Annotated in this window: 14 protein-coding genes; 4 read left to right on the top strand and 10 right to left on the bottom strand. The window is 68.6% G+C overall.

Annotated elements, in window-relative coordinates; all coding sequences use genetic code 11:
- Nucleotides 1–13 precede the first annotated feature (13 nt).
- Nucleotides 14–1,486, top strand: coding sequence for an aminotransferase class I/II-fold pyridoxal phosphate-dependent enzyme (locus JF781_RS08325; protein ID WP_225326908.1), 1,473 nt, complete (start codon nucleotides 14–16; stop codon nucleotides 1,484–1,486).
- Here the strand turns inward: JF781_RS08325 and era are convergent.
- The 8 genes from era to hrcA all read right to left on the bottom strand — a co-directional run bounded on the left by era (nucleotide 1,483) and on the right by hrcA (nucleotide 9,827).
- Entirely contained in the window at nucleotides 1,483–2,382 is a 900-nt protein-coding gene (era, locus tag JF781_RS08320; protein ID WP_225326909.1) for a GTPase Era, read from the bottom strand. The genes JF781_RS08325 and era overlap by 4 nt on opposite strands.
- Nucleotides 2,375–3,721 carry a hemolysin family protein gene (locus JF781_RS08315; RefSeq protein ID WP_225326910.1) on the bottom strand — a complete coding sequence of 449 codons (1,347 nt, stop codon included), beginning with the start codon at nucleotides 3,719–3,721 and terminating at the stop codon, nucleotides 2,375–2,377. The genes era and JF781_RS08315 overlap by 8 nt, the downstream gene beginning before the upstream one ends.
- 39 nt (nucleotides 3,722–3,760) lie before the next feature.
- Nucleotides 3,761–4,981: a hypothetical protein gene (locus tag JF781_RS08310; RefSeq protein WP_255641426.1), complete on the bottom strand. Its 1,221-nt coding sequence runs from the start codon at nucleotides 4,979–4,981 to the stop codon at nucleotides 3,761–3,763.
- Nucleotides 4,982–5,031: 50 nt separating this feature from the next.
- A complete protein-coding gene (ybeY, locus tag JF781_RS08305) occupies nucleotides 5,032–5,565 on the bottom strand; it encodes an rRNA maturation RNase YbeY (protein ID WP_225326911.1) in 534 nt (177 codons plus the stop codon).
- 20 nt (nucleotides 5,566–5,585) lie between these two features.
- Nucleotides 5,586–6,644, bottom strand: a complete 1,059-nt coding sequence (locus tag JF781_RS08300; RefSeq protein WP_225326912.1) for a PhoH family protein — start codon at nucleotides 6,642–6,644, stop codon at nucleotides 5,586–5,588.
- A gap of 170 nt (nucleotides 6,645–6,814) precedes the next feature.
- Complete coding sequence (locus tag JF781_RS08295) at nucleotides 6,815–7,576, bottom strand: 16S rRNA (uracil(1498)-N(3))-methyltransferase (protein WP_225326913.1); 762 nt, start codon at nucleotides 7,574–7,576, stop codon at nucleotides 6,815–6,817.
- A 13-nt stretch (nucleotides 7,577–7,589) separates the two neighbouring features.
- Nucleotides 7,590–8,738 (bottom strand): molecular chaperone DnaJ, encoded by a 1,149-nt coding sequence (gene dnaJ, locus JF781_RS08290; protein WP_225326914.1) that lies wholly within the window; start codon nucleotides 8,736–8,738, stop codon nucleotides 7,590–7,592.
- 57 nt (nucleotides 8,739–8,795) lie between these two features.
- Nucleotides 8,796–9,827, bottom strand: a complete 1,032-nt coding sequence (gene hrcA, locus JF781_RS08285) for a heat-inducible transcriptional repressor HrcA (RefSeq protein WP_225326915.1) — start codon at nucleotides 9,825–9,827, stop codon at nucleotides 8,796–8,798.
- 214 nt (nucleotides 9,828–10,041) lie between these two features.
- On the opposite strand from hrcA, the gene JF781_RS08280 reads away from it, so the two are divergent.
- The 3 genes from JF781_RS08280 (at nucleotide 10,042) to JF781_RS08270 (ending at nucleotide 11,938) form a co-directional block, all read left to right on the top strand.
- A complete protein-coding gene (locus tag JF781_RS08280; RefSeq protein ID WP_225326916.1) occupies nucleotides 10,042–10,356 on the top strand; it encodes a type II toxin-antitoxin system VapB family antitoxin in 315 nt (104 codons plus the stop codon).
- 83 nt (nucleotides 10,357–10,439) lie between these two features.
- Nucleotides 10,440–11,036 carry a carboxymuconolactone decarboxylase family protein gene (locus JF781_RS08275; protein ID WP_225326917.1) on the top strand — a complete coding sequence of 199 codons (597 nt, stop codon included), beginning with the start codon at nucleotides 10,440–10,442 and terminating at the stop codon, nucleotides 11,034–11,036.
- The gene (locus JF781_RS08270; RefSeq protein ID WP_225326918.1) at nucleotides 11,033–11,938 is read left to right on the top strand and encodes a sigma-70 family RNA polymerase sigma factor; all 906 of its coding nucleotides are present in this window, start codon (nucleotides 11,033–11,035) and stop codon (nucleotides 11,936–11,938) included. Before JF781_RS08275 ends, JF781_RS08270 begins: the two co-directional genes overlap by 4 nt.
- Here the strand turns inward: JF781_RS08270 and JF781_RS08265 are convergent.
- Both JF781_RS08265 and JF781_RS08260 read right to left on the bottom strand, forming a co-directional pair.
- On the bottom strand, nucleotides 11,932–12,450 hold the full coding sequence (locus tag JF781_RS08265; RefSeq protein WP_225326919.1) for a hypothetical protein: 519 nt from the start codon (nucleotides 12,448–12,450) through the stop codon (nucleotides 11,932–11,934). The genes JF781_RS08270 and JF781_RS08265 overlap by 7 nt on opposite strands.
- A 274-nt stretch (nucleotides 12,451–12,724) precedes the next feature.
- Nucleotides 12,725–13,261 (bottom strand): hypothetical protein, encoded by a 537-nt coding sequence (locus JF781_RS08260; protein WP_225327039.1) that lies wholly within the window; start codon nucleotides 13,259–13,261, stop codon nucleotides 12,725–12,727.
- Nucleotides 13,262–13,422: the final 161 nt, after the last annotated feature.

Raw genomic sequence — 13,422 nt, 5'->3', positions numbered from 1 at the left:
GTACACGTTCGGCATGGACCAATCCGACGCCCCACTGCTCGATGCGCTGGCCGAGTATCGCGAAAAGAACCGATACGGGTTTACGCCGCCGGGCCACCGGCAGGGCCGCGGCACCGACGATCGGGTCCTGGCAGTCCTGGGCCGCGAGCCCTTCCTCGACGACGTGCTGGCGAGCGGCGGCCTGGATGACCGCCGAACCAGCAACAAATACCTGAAGAACGCCGAAGACCTGATGGCCGAGGCCGTGGGCGCCGACACCGCCTGGTTCTCCACCTGCGGCAGTTCACTGTCGGTGCGGGCGGCGATGTTGGCGGTCGCCGGCGGCGAGGGCAGCCTGCTGGTCAGCCGGGACAGCCACAAGTCGATCGTGGCGGGGCTGATCTTTTCCGGCGTGCAGCCGCGCTGGATCACCCCACGCTGGGACGCCGCGCACCACTTTTCTCATCCGCCCTCCCCGGAGCAGGTCGAAGAGGCCTGGGACAAGCACCCCGACGCCGCCGGTGCGCTCGTCGTCAGCCCCAGCCCGTACGGCACGTGCGCCGACATCGCCCGGATCGCCGAGGTATGTCACCGGCGCGGCAAGCCGTTGATCGTCGACGAGGCGTGGGGCGCGCACCTGCCGTTCCATGAGGACCTGCCGACCTGGGCGATGGACGCCGGCGCGGACGTCTGTGTGGTCAGCGTGCACAAGATGGGCGCCGGCTTCGAGCAGGGGTCGGTGTTTCACCTGCAGGGTGACCTGATCGATCGGGATCGCCTGTCGGCCTGCGCGGATCAGTTGATGACCACCAGCCCCAGCGTCCTGCTGTACGCGGCCATGGACGGGTGGCGCCGGCAGATGGTGCAGCATGGCCACGAATTGCTCGGTGCCGCACTCGATTTGACGCGACGCGTGCGGGAGGAGATCGAACTCATCCCCGATGTGGCCGTGCTCGACGATGAATTGCTCGGCGCGCAGGCGTCCCACGACCTGGACCGGATGCAGGTGCTGATCGATGTGTCGGCAACGGGCACCTCGGGTTATCAGGCCGCCGACTGGCTGCGGGCGCACGCGCACGTCGATGTCGGCATGAGCGACCACCGCCGCATCCTGGCCACGCTGTCGATGGCCGACGACAAGGAGACCCTGGGGCGTCTCACCGACGCGCTGCGCGCATGGCGCACCGCCGCCGACGAGTTCGAGCCGCCGCCCTGCATCGCGCTGCCGTCGCCCGAGGAGATGCAATTGGAGTCCGTCGAATTGCCGCGCGACGCGTTCTTCGGGCCGGTGGAGGCGGTGCCCGCGGACCGCGCCGCCGGCCGCATCGCCGCCGAGCAGATCACGCCCTATCCCCCGGGTATTCCCGCCGTCGTGCCGGGTGAACGCCTCAATGATGCTGTGCTGGATTATCTGTGCTCGGGCGTCAGTGCCGGCATGAATCTGCCCGACGCGGCGGACCCGTCGCTGAAGACCATCCGAGTGCTCGCCGGGCGGCGCGGCGGCTAAAAGCCCAGGCGGCCAAGCTGTTTGGGGTCGCTCTGCCAGTTTTTGGCGACCTTGACGCGCAGGTCGAGGTACACCTTGGTGCCCAGCAGCTTCTCGATCTGGGCGCGCGCGGCGGTGCCGACGTCACGCAGCCGGGCGCCGCCCTTGCCGATGATGATGCCCTTCTGGCTGTCGCGTTCGACGTAGAGCAGCGCGTGCACGTCGATCAGGTCGTCGCGGTCCTCCCGCGGGTTGACCTCGTCGATGACCACCGCCAACGAATGCGGCAGCTCGTCGCGAACTCCCTCCAGGGCTGCCTCCCGGATGAGCTCGGCCATCAAGACCTCTTCGGGTTCGTCGGTCAGTTCCCCGTCGGGGTAGTAGGCAGGCCCGGGCGGCAGCGCCGCGGCTAGCACGTCGGTCAAGACGTCCACCTGCGTCCCGACCACCGCCGACACCGGCACGATCTCGGCCGAGCCGCCGACCAGCTCGCTGACCGCGACCAACTGCGCGGCGACCCGGTCTTTGGGCGCCTTGTCGATCTTGGTGACGATGGCGACCAGTGTGGCCTTGGGTGCGGTCGCGCGGATCTGCTCGACGATCCACCGATCCCCGGGGCCGATCGCCTCGTCGGCCGGGATGCACAGCCCGATCACGTCGACCTCGGCGTAGGTGTCGCGCACCAAGTCGTTGAGCCGCTTGCCCAGCAGGGTGCGGGGGCGGTGCAGACCCGGAGTGTCGACCAGGATGATCTGGAAGTCGTCGCGGTGCACGATCCCGCGGATGGTGTGCCGGGTGGTCTGTGGCCGCTTCGAGGTGATCGCGACCTTGGTCCCGACGAGCGCGTTCGTCAGTGTCGATTTCCCGGTGTTGGGACGGCCGACCAAACATACGAAGCCGGAACGGAATTCAGTCATGCTGCGGGGATTCCTCGCCATTGGGTGAGCCGTTGGGTGAGCCGTCGGGTGAGCTATTGGGTGAGCCGTCGGATTCGACGGGGCTGAGCAGGACGGTGCCGATGCGTACCCGCCCCCGGTGATCGGTGCCGCCCTCGGCGTGCAGCCGCAAACCGTGCGAAGTCACCTCGGCGCCCGGCAGCGGCACCCGGCCCAATTCCAGGGCGAGCAGGCCGCCCACGGTGTCGACGTCGAGGTCGTCGTCGAACTCGACGCCGTAGAGCTCGCCGAGGTCTTCGATCGGCAGTCGCGCCGACACCCGAAAGTGTTTGTCGCCCAGGTCTTCTATCGGCGCCGTCTCCGCCTGGTCGTACTCGTCGGCGATCTCACCGACGATTTCTTCGAGCACGTCTTCGATGCTGACCAGCCCGGCGATCGCGCCGTACTCGTCGACGAGCAGGGCCATGTGGTTACGGTCGCGCTGCATTTCGCGCAGGAGGGCGTCCAAGGGCTTGGAGTCCGGCACGAAGACAGCCGGCCGCATCACCTGCGCCACCGGCGTGGTCCGCCCGCCGCCACCCGACAAAAAGGTCTGCTGGACAAGGTCTTTCAAGTACACGACCCCGACGACGTCGTCGACGTTCTCGCCGATGACCGGGATGCGTGAATGCCCGCTGCGCACCGCCAGGTTGATCGCCTGGCTGGCGAACTTGTCGCTTTCGATCCAGATCATCTCGGTGCGCGGGACCATCACCTCGCGGGCCGGGGTGTCGCCGAGCTCGAAGACCGACTGGATCATCCGGCGCTCCTCGGCCGCGACCACGCCACGCTGCTGGGCCAGGTCGACGACCTCGCGCAGCTCGATCTCGGAGGCGAACGGCCCGTTCCTCAACCCCCGGCCCGGGGTGACCGCGTTACCCAAAACCACGAGCAGCCGGCTGATCGGCATCAACAACCACGAGATCGCTTGCAGCGGAAGCACCGTCGTCAACGCGATGGAATAGGCGTTTTGACGGCCGAGGGTGCGTGGGCCCACCCCCATGACGACGAAGCTGGTCACCACCATGATCGCCGCGGCGCCGAACAATCCCCACGTCAGCCCGAAGTTGTCGTAAAGGAACACCACCAGCAGCACGGTCGCGGTGATCTCGCACGTGATCCGCAGCAGCACAACGAGGTTGATGTAGCGGGGACGTTCCGACATCACTTTGGACAGCGCCACCGCGCCGGGCCGCTCGTCGCGCACCATCTCCTGAACGCGGGCCAGCGACACCGTGCTGATGGCCGCATCGATCGCGGCGAACAGCCCGCCCAGCGCGATCAAGGCGACCGCGCCGAGCAGCTCGGACCAGCCGGTCAACGGTCACACCTCGATGTGGTCATTGAGTCCCCTAGGGCATCACGAGGACTCAGCGGCGTCGTCCTCGCTGCGGTGCCGGCGGTTGAGCAGCCAGGCGACCAGGCCCACCACCACGGCGAACCCACCGAAGCGCAGCGCCATGGTCCACGCGGATTGGTGGGGTTGACCGGGTTCCTGGTGGTGAACGGCGAGCAGCACCAAGAAGCTGCCGTCGTCGGTGAGGCCGACGCCCGGCGTCGGCTGGGTTTTGATCACCCGGATCTGCGCGGGGGCGCTGCTGGAGTTGTCGATCTGTCCCCAGGCCAAGGTGGAGTCGTCGAGCAGGAACGTGTCCTGGCTGCCCGAGGGTTGGCTACCGTCGTGACCCACCACCGCCACGTGGCCGACCTCCACGGTCTCGCCTTTGGCGGGAACGGACACGACGACGTTCTCATACAGCTTCGGGGGCGCCGGCGGCCTGTAGTCCGGTGGCGGCGGCCCGTTGTACCCGTTGAGCGGTATCGAGCCCCCGCCGTAGAAGCTGCCCGACGCGACATAGCTGTCGCCGACCGCGGTGAAGGGGACGACGCCGACGGTCGCGGCGTCCAGCACCATCCGCGCCCCGCGCGGGAGGTAAAGCTGCTGGTAGGCGCCGTTGTAGAAGTAGCGGAACGTCATCGCCTGATTCAGCGGGTTGTACAGGGTCGGGCGGCGGTAGGCGTCGTCGTAGTCGAGGTAGTCCCAGTGGCGCGGCCGGACGAACCGGTGCTCGTCGACCTTGAGGACGTCGACGTTCTGCCGGTGGGAACTCACCACGTTCTGCACCTGCTGGTTGAAATCCACCTCGGTCGGCGGCTTCGGCGGGTTGGCGGGGTCAGCGCGGGTCACCGGCGCGGCCTTGGCCGCCGCGATCGCCAGCGAGGGCGCTTCGAGCCCTCTCGGCGGCGCGACCACCGGGGCGTTGCGTGGCGCATCGGGGCCCGGCGGATTGATCTCGAGCACCGGGACGGTGTTCTGACCCGAGTTGGGCGGCGGAAGGACCACCGGTTGCTGCACCGGCGGCGGGGCCGGGGGCGGCTCGTACGCCGGGATGGGCACTTCCGGAACCGGCGTCGGCGCATTGCTCGGGGGGCCCTGGACACCGCGCTTGTCCTCGTTGCACACGTTCGCCGTGTGATAGGCGTTCACGTAGAACATGCAGCGCTGGCAGGACACGGGGTTGGAGCCCGCGCCGGCGCAGGGAGCCGCCTGCGCGACCGTGCCAGGGATGGCGACGACCATCGAGATCGGCGCGAACGCGATGGCAGCCGCCACCAGAATCCAGAGTCGGCTCAATTGTCGAAATACCTTGACTTGTCCAGCAATCGGCGGTCGCGCTCTTCCTGGCGGTCCTGGCGGTAGGCCTCGACCTGGTCGGCGACCCACTCTTCGAGCAACCGGTCCTGCAGCGCGAACATCTCCTTTTCCTCATCCGGCTCGCCGTGGTCGTAGCCGATCAGGTGGAGCACGCCGTGGATGGTCAGCAGCGCCAGCTCGTGCCCCAGGCTGTGCCCCGCCGCGGCGGCCTGACTGGCCGCGAATTCCGGGCACAGCACGATGTCGCCCAGCATCGAGGGCCCCGGCTCGGGGGCGTCCGGGCGCCCGCCCGGTTCGAGCTCGTCCATCGGGAAGCTCATCACGTCGGTGGGCCCGGGCAGGTCCATCCAGCGCATGTGCAGGTCGGCCATCGCCGCGGTGTCCAACAGCACCATCGACAGCTCGGCCGCCGGGTTGACGTCCATCTTGGCGATGACATACCGCGCGACGCTGATCAACTCGGCTTCGGAGACGTCGATGCCCGACTCGTTGGAGACCTCAATGCTCATGGAACCCGCTCACCGCATCATCATCGGCGACCGCGCGAGCCCGACGCCCGGCGCGCCGCCCGGTTCATGGTCAGGTCGGGTTCTTCGAACTTGGCATAGGCGTCGACGATTTCCGAGACCAGCCGGTGGCGCACCACGTCCACGCTGGTCAGCTCCGCGACGTGGATGTCGTCGACGCTGTCGAGGATCTCCATCGCCGCGCGCAGACCCGACTTGGCGCCGCCCGGAAGGTCGACCTGGGTGACGTCGCCGGTGACGACGATCTTGGATCCGAAACCCAGGCGGGTGAGGAACATCTTCATCTGCTCGCCGGTGGTGTTCTGCGCCTCGTCCAACACGATGAACGCGGAATTGAGGCTCCTGCCCCGCATGTACGCGAGCGGCGCCACCTCGATGACCCCCGCCGACATCAGCTTGGGGATCAGCTCGGCGTCCATCATGTCGTAGAGCGCGTCGTACAACGGCCGCAGATACGGATCGATCTTCTCGCTGAGCGTGCCCGGCAAGAAGCCAAGGCGCTCACCGGCTTCCACGGCCGGACGGGTCAGAATGATGCGGCTGACCTGTTTGGTCTGTAAAGCGTTGACCGCCTTGGCCATCGCCAGGTACGTCTTGCCGGTGCCGGCCGGGCCGACGCCGAAGACGATGGTGTTGGCGTCGATGGCGTCGACGTAGCGCTTCTGGTTGAGCGTCTTGGGCCGGATCGTCTTCCCGCGCCGCGACAGGATGTCCAGCGTCAGCACCTCGGCCGGTGACTCGTTGTCGGTGCCGGCCAGCATGGCGACGCTGTGCCGGATCACCTCCGGGGTCAACTGCTGCCCGCCGGCGACGATCGCGATCAGTTCGGAGATCACCCGTTCGGCGAGCGCGACGTCGGCGGGCTCACCGGAGATGGTCAGGGTGTTGCCGCGCACGTGCAGATCGGCGTCCAGGGTGCGTTCCAGGGAGCGCAGGTTCTCGTCTGCCGAACCCAGCAGGCCCATGACGGTATCGGGCGGAACGTTGATGCTGCTGCGAACTTGAGCGTCGGCCTGGAGGGCTCCGGCTGCGTCAGCAGCGCTGGTCTCGCGGGGCGTCACGTGGTTTTCGATGCCTGCCTTGTGTGAAGTGCTCGCCGATCCCGGCGTTTTCTAGCGCTTTTATCCTACCGCCGGGGCGTCGCTGACCCCAATGTGCGGCACGCCGCAAGTGCGCAGCGCCGCGGCAGGGGTGTTCGCCGGAAGGCCCTTGTCCAGCACCTTGTGGGCGGTCACAGGCTCGAGGGGTCGTCCCATCGCGGCGTCAGCACCCCGAGCGCGCCGAGCGCCACGGCCGCGGCGGTCGACGTCCGCAGCACCTGCGGGCCCAGCCGCACCGCCGTCGCGCCCGCGTCGGACAACGCCACGATCTCGTCATCGGCGATGCCGCCCTCGGGGCCGACCACCAGGAACACCGTCCTCGCGCGCGCCAGGTCGAGGTCGGCGAGCCGCTCGGTGGCCGATTCGTGCAGGGCCAGCACCGTCGCGCCGCCGGCCACCTCGTCGCGGATCCGCGACGTCAGCGCCGCGGTGGACAGCACGCCGTCGACCGACGGGATGTGCGCCCGTCGGGACTGCCGCGCCGCCGAACGGGCGACCGCGCGCCAGCGGCGCAAACCCTTCTCGACCCGGGCGCCGTGCCAGTTGGCCACGCAGCGGGCCGCCTGCCAGGCCAGGAACCCGTCGGCGCCCGCCTCGGTGGCCAGCTCGATGGCCAGCTCGGAACGCTCCGATTTCGGCAGGGCCTGCACCACCGTCACCGGCGGGCTCCCGGGTGCGACGCTCCAGCGTTCCAGCACCCGCGCGCGCAGCCCGTCACGCCCGGCGTGCTCCACCTCGCAGTGCGCCAGGCCCCCGGCGCCGTCGCCGAGCACCAGCCGCTCGCCCGGGCGGATCCGCCGCACGCTGGCGGCATGAAACCCCTCGTCACCGGCCAGGACGGCCAGCGCGCCGGTCTCGGGCAGATCGTCGGCGTAGAACAGGGTCGCGACCATCGGCGCGGCGTGGCTAGCGTCCGGTGAACGTCTCGCGGAGCCGGCTGAACAAGCCGCCGCCGGCGTGGGTCGAGCGCACCTCGGGGACGTCGCGGCTGCGGCGCGCCTTCAGTTCGCGCAGCAGTTCGGTGTCGCGGCTGTCCAGGCGGGCGGGAACCACCACCTCGACGTGGACATGCAGATCGCCGCGGGTACCGGTCCGCAGGTGCGGCATCCCGTGGCCGCGCAGCGTGATGACCGAAGCCGGTTGCGTGCCAGGCGGAATGGTGATTTCGCTGACGCCGTCCAGGATGGCGTCGACGGTGACCGTGGCGCCCAGCGCCGCGTCGACCATCGGCACCGACACGGTGCAGTGCAGGTCGTCGCCCTCGCGGACGAAGACGTCGTGGCCCTGTTCGTGAACCTCGACGTACAGGTCGCCGGCCGGCCCGCCACCGGGTCCCACCTCGCCTTGGGCGGCCAGCCGCACGCGCATGCCGTCGCCGACGCCGGCCGGAATCTTGACGCTGATCTCCCGGCGGGCGCGCACGCGGCCGTCCCCCATGCACTGGTGGCACGGGTCGGGGATGACGACGCCGACGCCGCGGCAGGTCGGACACGGCCGCGACGTCATCACCTGGCCCAGCAGGGAGCGCTGCACGGTCTGGACCTCGCCGCGACCGCCGCAGGTGTCGCACGGCACCGGCGCCGAGTCGCCGTTGGTGCCCTTGCCCTGGCAGCGGTCACACAACACCGCGGTGTCGACGGTGACCTGCTTGGTGACGCCGGTCGCGCACTCCTCGAGATCGAGCCGCATCCGCAGCAGCGAATCCGAGCCCGGCCGCACCCGCCCGATGGGGCCGCGCGAGGACGCGCCGCCGCTGAAGCCGCCACCGAAAAAGGCCTCGAACACATCGCCCAGGCCACCGAATCCGCCGCCGAAACCGCCACCGGCCGCGGCCGCGTTCTCCAGCGGGTCGCCGCCCAGGTCGACGATGCGCCGCTTCTCGGGGTCGCTCAGCACCTCGTAGGCGACGCTGATCTCCTTGAACTTCGCCTGCGCGGCCTCGTCGGGGTTGACGTCGGGATGCAGTTCGCGCGCCAACTTGCGGTACGCGCGCTTGATCTCCGCGTCACCGGCGTTTCTGCTCACGCCGAGCAGCCCGTAATAATCGCGTGCCACGCCTGACTCTCCTATACCTGGTCTTTCTCCGCGCCTACCCACACAGCGGGTGCGCGTTCATCGAGCACCCAGGACTTCGCCGATATACAGGGCAACCGCAGCAACGCTGGCGATAGTTCCCGGATAGTCCATCCGGGTGGGCCCCAGCACACCCATTCCCCCGTAAACGGTGTCGGAGGTGCCGTAGGCGGTGGTCACCACGGAAGTGCCCAGTATCTGCTCGGCGGCCGTCTCGTGGCCGATGCGCACCGTCACCTTACCGGCTTCTTGCTGGGCCGCCAGCAACCGCAGGACCACCACCTGCTCCTCGAGCGCCTCCAGGATGGAGCGCAGCGAGCCACCGAAATCGGCGGCGTTGCGGGTCAGGTTGGCGGTACCGCCCATCAGCAAGCGTTCCTCGGTGTGCTCGACCAGTGACTCCAGCAACACCGTCGCCGATCGGCCCACCGCGTCGCCCAGGCCCTCCGGGCTGCTCAGCTGTCCGGCGAGGTCGGCCACCGCGATCGAGGCGGCCGACAGCTTCTTGCCCACCAGCGCCTGGCCCAGCATCTCCCGCAGCTGCGAGAGTTCGTGGTCGTCGATGACGTCGCCGAGTTCGACGACGCGCTGGTCCACCCGGCCGGAGTCGGTGATGACGACCATCAGCAGCCGCGCGGGCGTCAGGGCGATCACTTCCAGGTGGCGCACGGTCGACGACGACAGCGTCGGGTACTGCACGACGGCCACCTGCCGGGTCAGCTGCGAGAGCAGCCGTACCGCGCGGCGCAGGACGTCGTCGAGGTCGACACCGGACTCCAGGAAGCCTTGGATCGCGCGCCGTTCGGCGGAGGACAGCGGCTTGACGTCGTCGAGCCGGTCGACGAATTCGCGGTAGCCCTTCTCGGTGGGGACCCGCCCGGAACTGGTGTGCGGCTGGGTGATGTAGCCCTCGGCCTCGAGCACGGCCATGTCGTTGCGGACGGTCGCCGATGAGACGCCCAGGTTGTGGCGCTCCACCAACGTCTTGGAACCGATCGGTTCTTTGGTGGCGACGAAATCGGCGACAATGGCCCGCAGCACCTCGAACCGACGGTCATCGGCAGTTCCCACTGGTCGTCACCTCCTTCGATGGCTGTTAGACCGGGTCCATTTTACGGTCTCGGGCTCGCTCGGCCTCACCACTGGAGCGCGAGCGCAGGCAAAAGTCCCTCTTCGTCGGCGTGCCGCGGTGCTTTGCGTCTGCTCGCCGGGACCACCGGTGTCCGACTAGCCTTTCCAGCATGAACCGGTCGGGGCATAGCGAGACGTCGGGAGAGATCGGCCAATGATTTTCAAGGGCGTGCGCGACGGCAAACCGTATCCCGAGCACAACCTGTCCTATCGGGATTGGTCCCAGATACCGCCGCAACAGATCCGGCTCGACGAATTGGTCACCACCACAACGGTGCTCGCGCTGGACCGCCTGCTCTCGGAGGACTCGACCTTCTACGGCGACCTGTTCCCGCACGCGGTGCGCTGGAAGGGCATCACCTATCTCGAGGACGGCCTGCACCGCGCGGTGCGCGCCGCGCTGCGAAACCGCACGGTGCTGCACGCCCGCGTGTTCGACATGGATCTGCCGCTGGGCCAGCCCGGGTGAGTTAGTGGTCACGTTCGGGCCCTCCCGCGTGTCGACCTAGTGAGGACGTTGGTTCACGACCACAACTTGCCAGGAGGATCGCCATGCCACGGCTACAGGGAGTCTCCGACCGCGACGCCGGCCTGGGCGCCAAGATCGCCTTCTTCTTCACCAGGCGCAAGCTCGCCCAGATGACCGGGCTGGAAACCGCGGGAATGCTGGAACCGCTGCGGATGTATGCCCACATCCCCAGATTGCTCAACGCCTACGGCAAGTTGGAGCAGGCCGAATCGAAGCTGGACGTTCTCAGCCCGCGTCACCGCGCGCTGGCCGAGCTGAAGTCGGCGACGACGGTGCGTTGCGCATACTGCATCGACCTCGGCTCCCAGATCGCCCGGCAATGGGGCATCACCGACGAAGAACTGCTGGGGATGGCCAATTACCGCGACGCGCAGTGCTTTTCCGACGTCGACAAACTGATCCTCGACTACGCGACCGCGATCAGCCGCACCCCGGTCGACGTGAGCGATCAACTATTCGACGCGCTGCGAGCGCATTTCGACACCGCCCAACTCGTCGCGCTGACCCACGTCATCACCTTGGGCAATCTGCGCGCCCGCTTCAACATCGCGCTCGACATCGGGTCCTCGGGCTTTTCCGGCGACCGCGTGTGCGCCCTGCCGGAGACCGATCGGCCATGACGAAACCGGATGCATCACCGCCGTCACTGCCGTCACTGACGGCGCGCTTCGAGGCGGCCCGGCCGCGGCTGGGCGCCCTCGCCTATCGCATGCTGGGCTCGATCGACGACGCCCAGGACGCGGTGCAGGAGGCCTGGCTGCGGTGGAGCGGCAGCTCCGCGGAGACAATCGCCAACCCCGACGCGTGGCTGACCACCGTGGTCGCCCGCATCTGCCTGAACATGTTGCGCGAGCGCCGAACTCACGGCGGCGAGGAGCTGGCCGGCCGCCTGCCCGACCCGATCGTGGAAGCCGACGACGAATTCGACCCGGAACACCGCGCGATGCTGGCCGACGCGGTGGGGCTGGCGCTGTTCGTGGTGCTGGACACGCTGTCGCCGGCGGAGCGATTGGCCTTCGTGTTGCACGACGTCTTCAGCGTGCCGTTCGATCAGATCGCCACGGTCGTCGACCGGACGCCGGAGTCGGCCCGCAAGCTGGCCAGCCGGGCGCGCCGGCGGATCGAGCGGGCCGACCCGGAACCCGACGGCGACCTCACCGCCCAGCGCGAGGTGGTGGACGCCTTCTTCGCGGCGGGGCGCAGCGGTGACTTCGACCGCCTGGTGTCGGTGCTGCATCCCGACGTGGTGCTGCGGGGTGACTTCGGCCCGGCCGCGGCGGCGTTCCGGGCCGACGGCGCGGACTCGGTGGCCAGGCTGGCCCGCGCCTACGCGGGTCCCGACCGCGAGGTCCGCGCGGCGACCGTCAACGGCGCCGCCGGCGCCGTCATCTTCGTCGGGGGACACGCGGCGTCCGTCATGGGATTCGTGGTGCGCGCCGGCCGGATCCGGGCGATCGATGTGCTGGCGGATCCGGCACGCGTCGCGAAACTAGACCTGCGCGCGCTCGGCGCCGATCACTGACCGGCGGCCTGCAGCAGCTCCATCGCCGACGCCCGCGACAGCACCCAGCCGCCCTGGTTGACGAAGGTGACGTTCTGGGTGACCGGTGACGTCAGCTTGGGGCCGGAGACCGACACGTCGGCGGTCGCCGAACCGGCGGCGGTCGGTTGGATGTTGGTCACGTCGAACGACAGGGGCAGGTCACCGTTTTTCGCGGCCTTCTGCAGCTTCTTGTCGGCGACGTGGGCTTCGATGCCGCTGATGCCGCCCTGCACCAGGTTGCTCTTGTTGCTAAACGACACGCTCGGGTCCGCCAGGCTGTTGAGCAGGCCGGTCAGCTGATCGGGCGTCGGGACGTTGGCCCCCGCGACCGGCTGCGCCGGCGGCGGATCCTGCGGAAGCGGCGCGCCGATCGTGGCGAGGTGCACCCCGACCTGTGTGCTCGGCGCCGACATCGAGGTCAGGCCGGCGGCCGCGCCCCCGACGATCGCCAGAGCTGCCACGCTGGTGGCAAGCGTTTTAACGGTTTTCATGGTTCCCCCTTTTGGTGGGCACGAATGTTGACGCACGGGTGGTGTCAGCGTGCCCTTTGCGTCTCGTACTTCGTGTCCCGGCACCGATACGTTACGGCGACCCGTTGTGCAAACAACATGAGCAACCTGTGCGCGCGCTGTGCGGGCGTGGCCGTAGATGCCGTAGCTGCCGAACCCCATGCGCCCGCGGAAGCCGGCGCATGGGGTGTCCATGAGACATCTGGCGAATCCGCCAGACTGGCATCGGGTTTGCGCGGTAGGCACCGCGCGGTGATCAGTTGGTGGCGGTCGCGGCCTGAATCAGAGCGATCGCCGCGTCGTGCTGCAAGACCCAGTTCCCGCCTTGGTTGACGAACGCGAGGTGCTTGGTGACCGGTCCGGCGAACTTCGGGCTCGTGATGGCGACGTCGGCCTGGGCCATGTTCGGACCCGCCGGGGCGATGTTGGTCACGTTGAACTGCTCGGGGAAGTTCCCGTTGCGGTAGGCCTTTCGCAGGTCGTGGTCGGCCACCATCCCCTCGTTTTGACTGACGCCGTTTTCAACGAAGTTGGCCTTGTCCCTGTAGTTGACGCCGGGGTCGGTTACCTGGTTGCAGAGAGTGGCCAACTGATCGGCCGTCGGCAATTGCCCAGGCGCGCCCGGCGGCGGGGGCGGAGGCGGCGGCGGGTCTTGCGGCAGTGGCGCTCCGAACGCCGCCAGCTGCACATCATGCGCGCCGATCGGCGCTGCAACAGAAGCCACGCCGGCGGCGGCGCCGCCAATGGCGGCCAGCGCCGCCACGCCCGTGGCAATGGACTTCACGGTTTTCACAGGTCCCCCTTCGATGCACATGAACCGTTGCGGGATTTCGCGGATGCGCCGCACGCGGTCACACGTCTTCATGGTTGAAGATGGTGTAAGTGTGCATGGTGACACCCGCATTTGTGTCTCAGGTTGGTCACGTTACGACGACGCTACGGCGGCGACGCGGG

It is taken from the genome of Mycobacterium sp. WUMAC-067 (assembly GCF_020217485.1).
Classification (GTDB): Bacteria; Actinomycetota; Actinomycetes; order Mycobacteriales; family Mycobacteriaceae; genus Mycobacterium.
Note: the sequence above shows the minus strand (reverse complement) of the source record. Positions and strands in the feature narration are given on the sequence as shown.

What these genes read in the sequence shown, in the direction of transcription:
- JF781_RS08295 (WP_225326913.1), bottom strand. Translation starts at nt 7,576, where the DNA reads ATGGTCGCGACCCTGTTCTACGCCGACGATCTGCCCGAGACCGGCGCG.
- JF781_RS08280 (WP_225326916.1), top strand. Translation starts at nt 10,042, where the DNA reads ATGATTTTCAAGGGCGTGCGCGACGGCAAACCGTATCCCGAGCACAAC.
- JF781_RS08265 (WP_225326919.1), bottom strand. Translation starts at nt 12,450, where the DNA reads ATGAAAACCGTTAAAACGCTTGCCACCAGCGTGGCAGCTCTGGCGATC.
- era (WP_225326909.1), bottom strand. Translation starts at nt 2,382, where the DNA reads ATGACTGAATTCCGTTCCGGCTTCGTATGTTTGGTCGGCCGTCCCAAC.
- JF781_RS08275 (WP_225326917.1), top strand. Translation starts at nt 10,440, where the DNA reads ATGCCACGGCTACAGGGAGTCTCCGACCGCGACGCCGGCCTGGGCGCC.
- JF781_RS08270 (WP_225326918.1), top strand. Translation starts at nt 11,033, where the DNA reads ATGACGAAACCGGATGCATCACCGCCGTCACTGCCGTCACTGACGGCG.
- ybeY (WP_225326911.1), bottom strand. Translation starts at nt 5,565, where the DNA reads ATGAGCATTGAGGTCTCCAACGAGTCGGGCATCGACGTCTCCGAAGCC.
- JF781_RS08325 (WP_225326908.1), top strand. Translation starts at nt 14, where the DNA reads ATGGACCAATCCGACGCCCCACTGCTCGATGCGCTGGCCGAGTATCGC.
- JF781_RS08310 (WP_255641426.1), bottom strand. Translation starts at nt 4,981, where the DNA reads ATGGTCGTCGCCATCCCTGGCACGGTCGCGCAGGCGGCTCCCTGCGCC.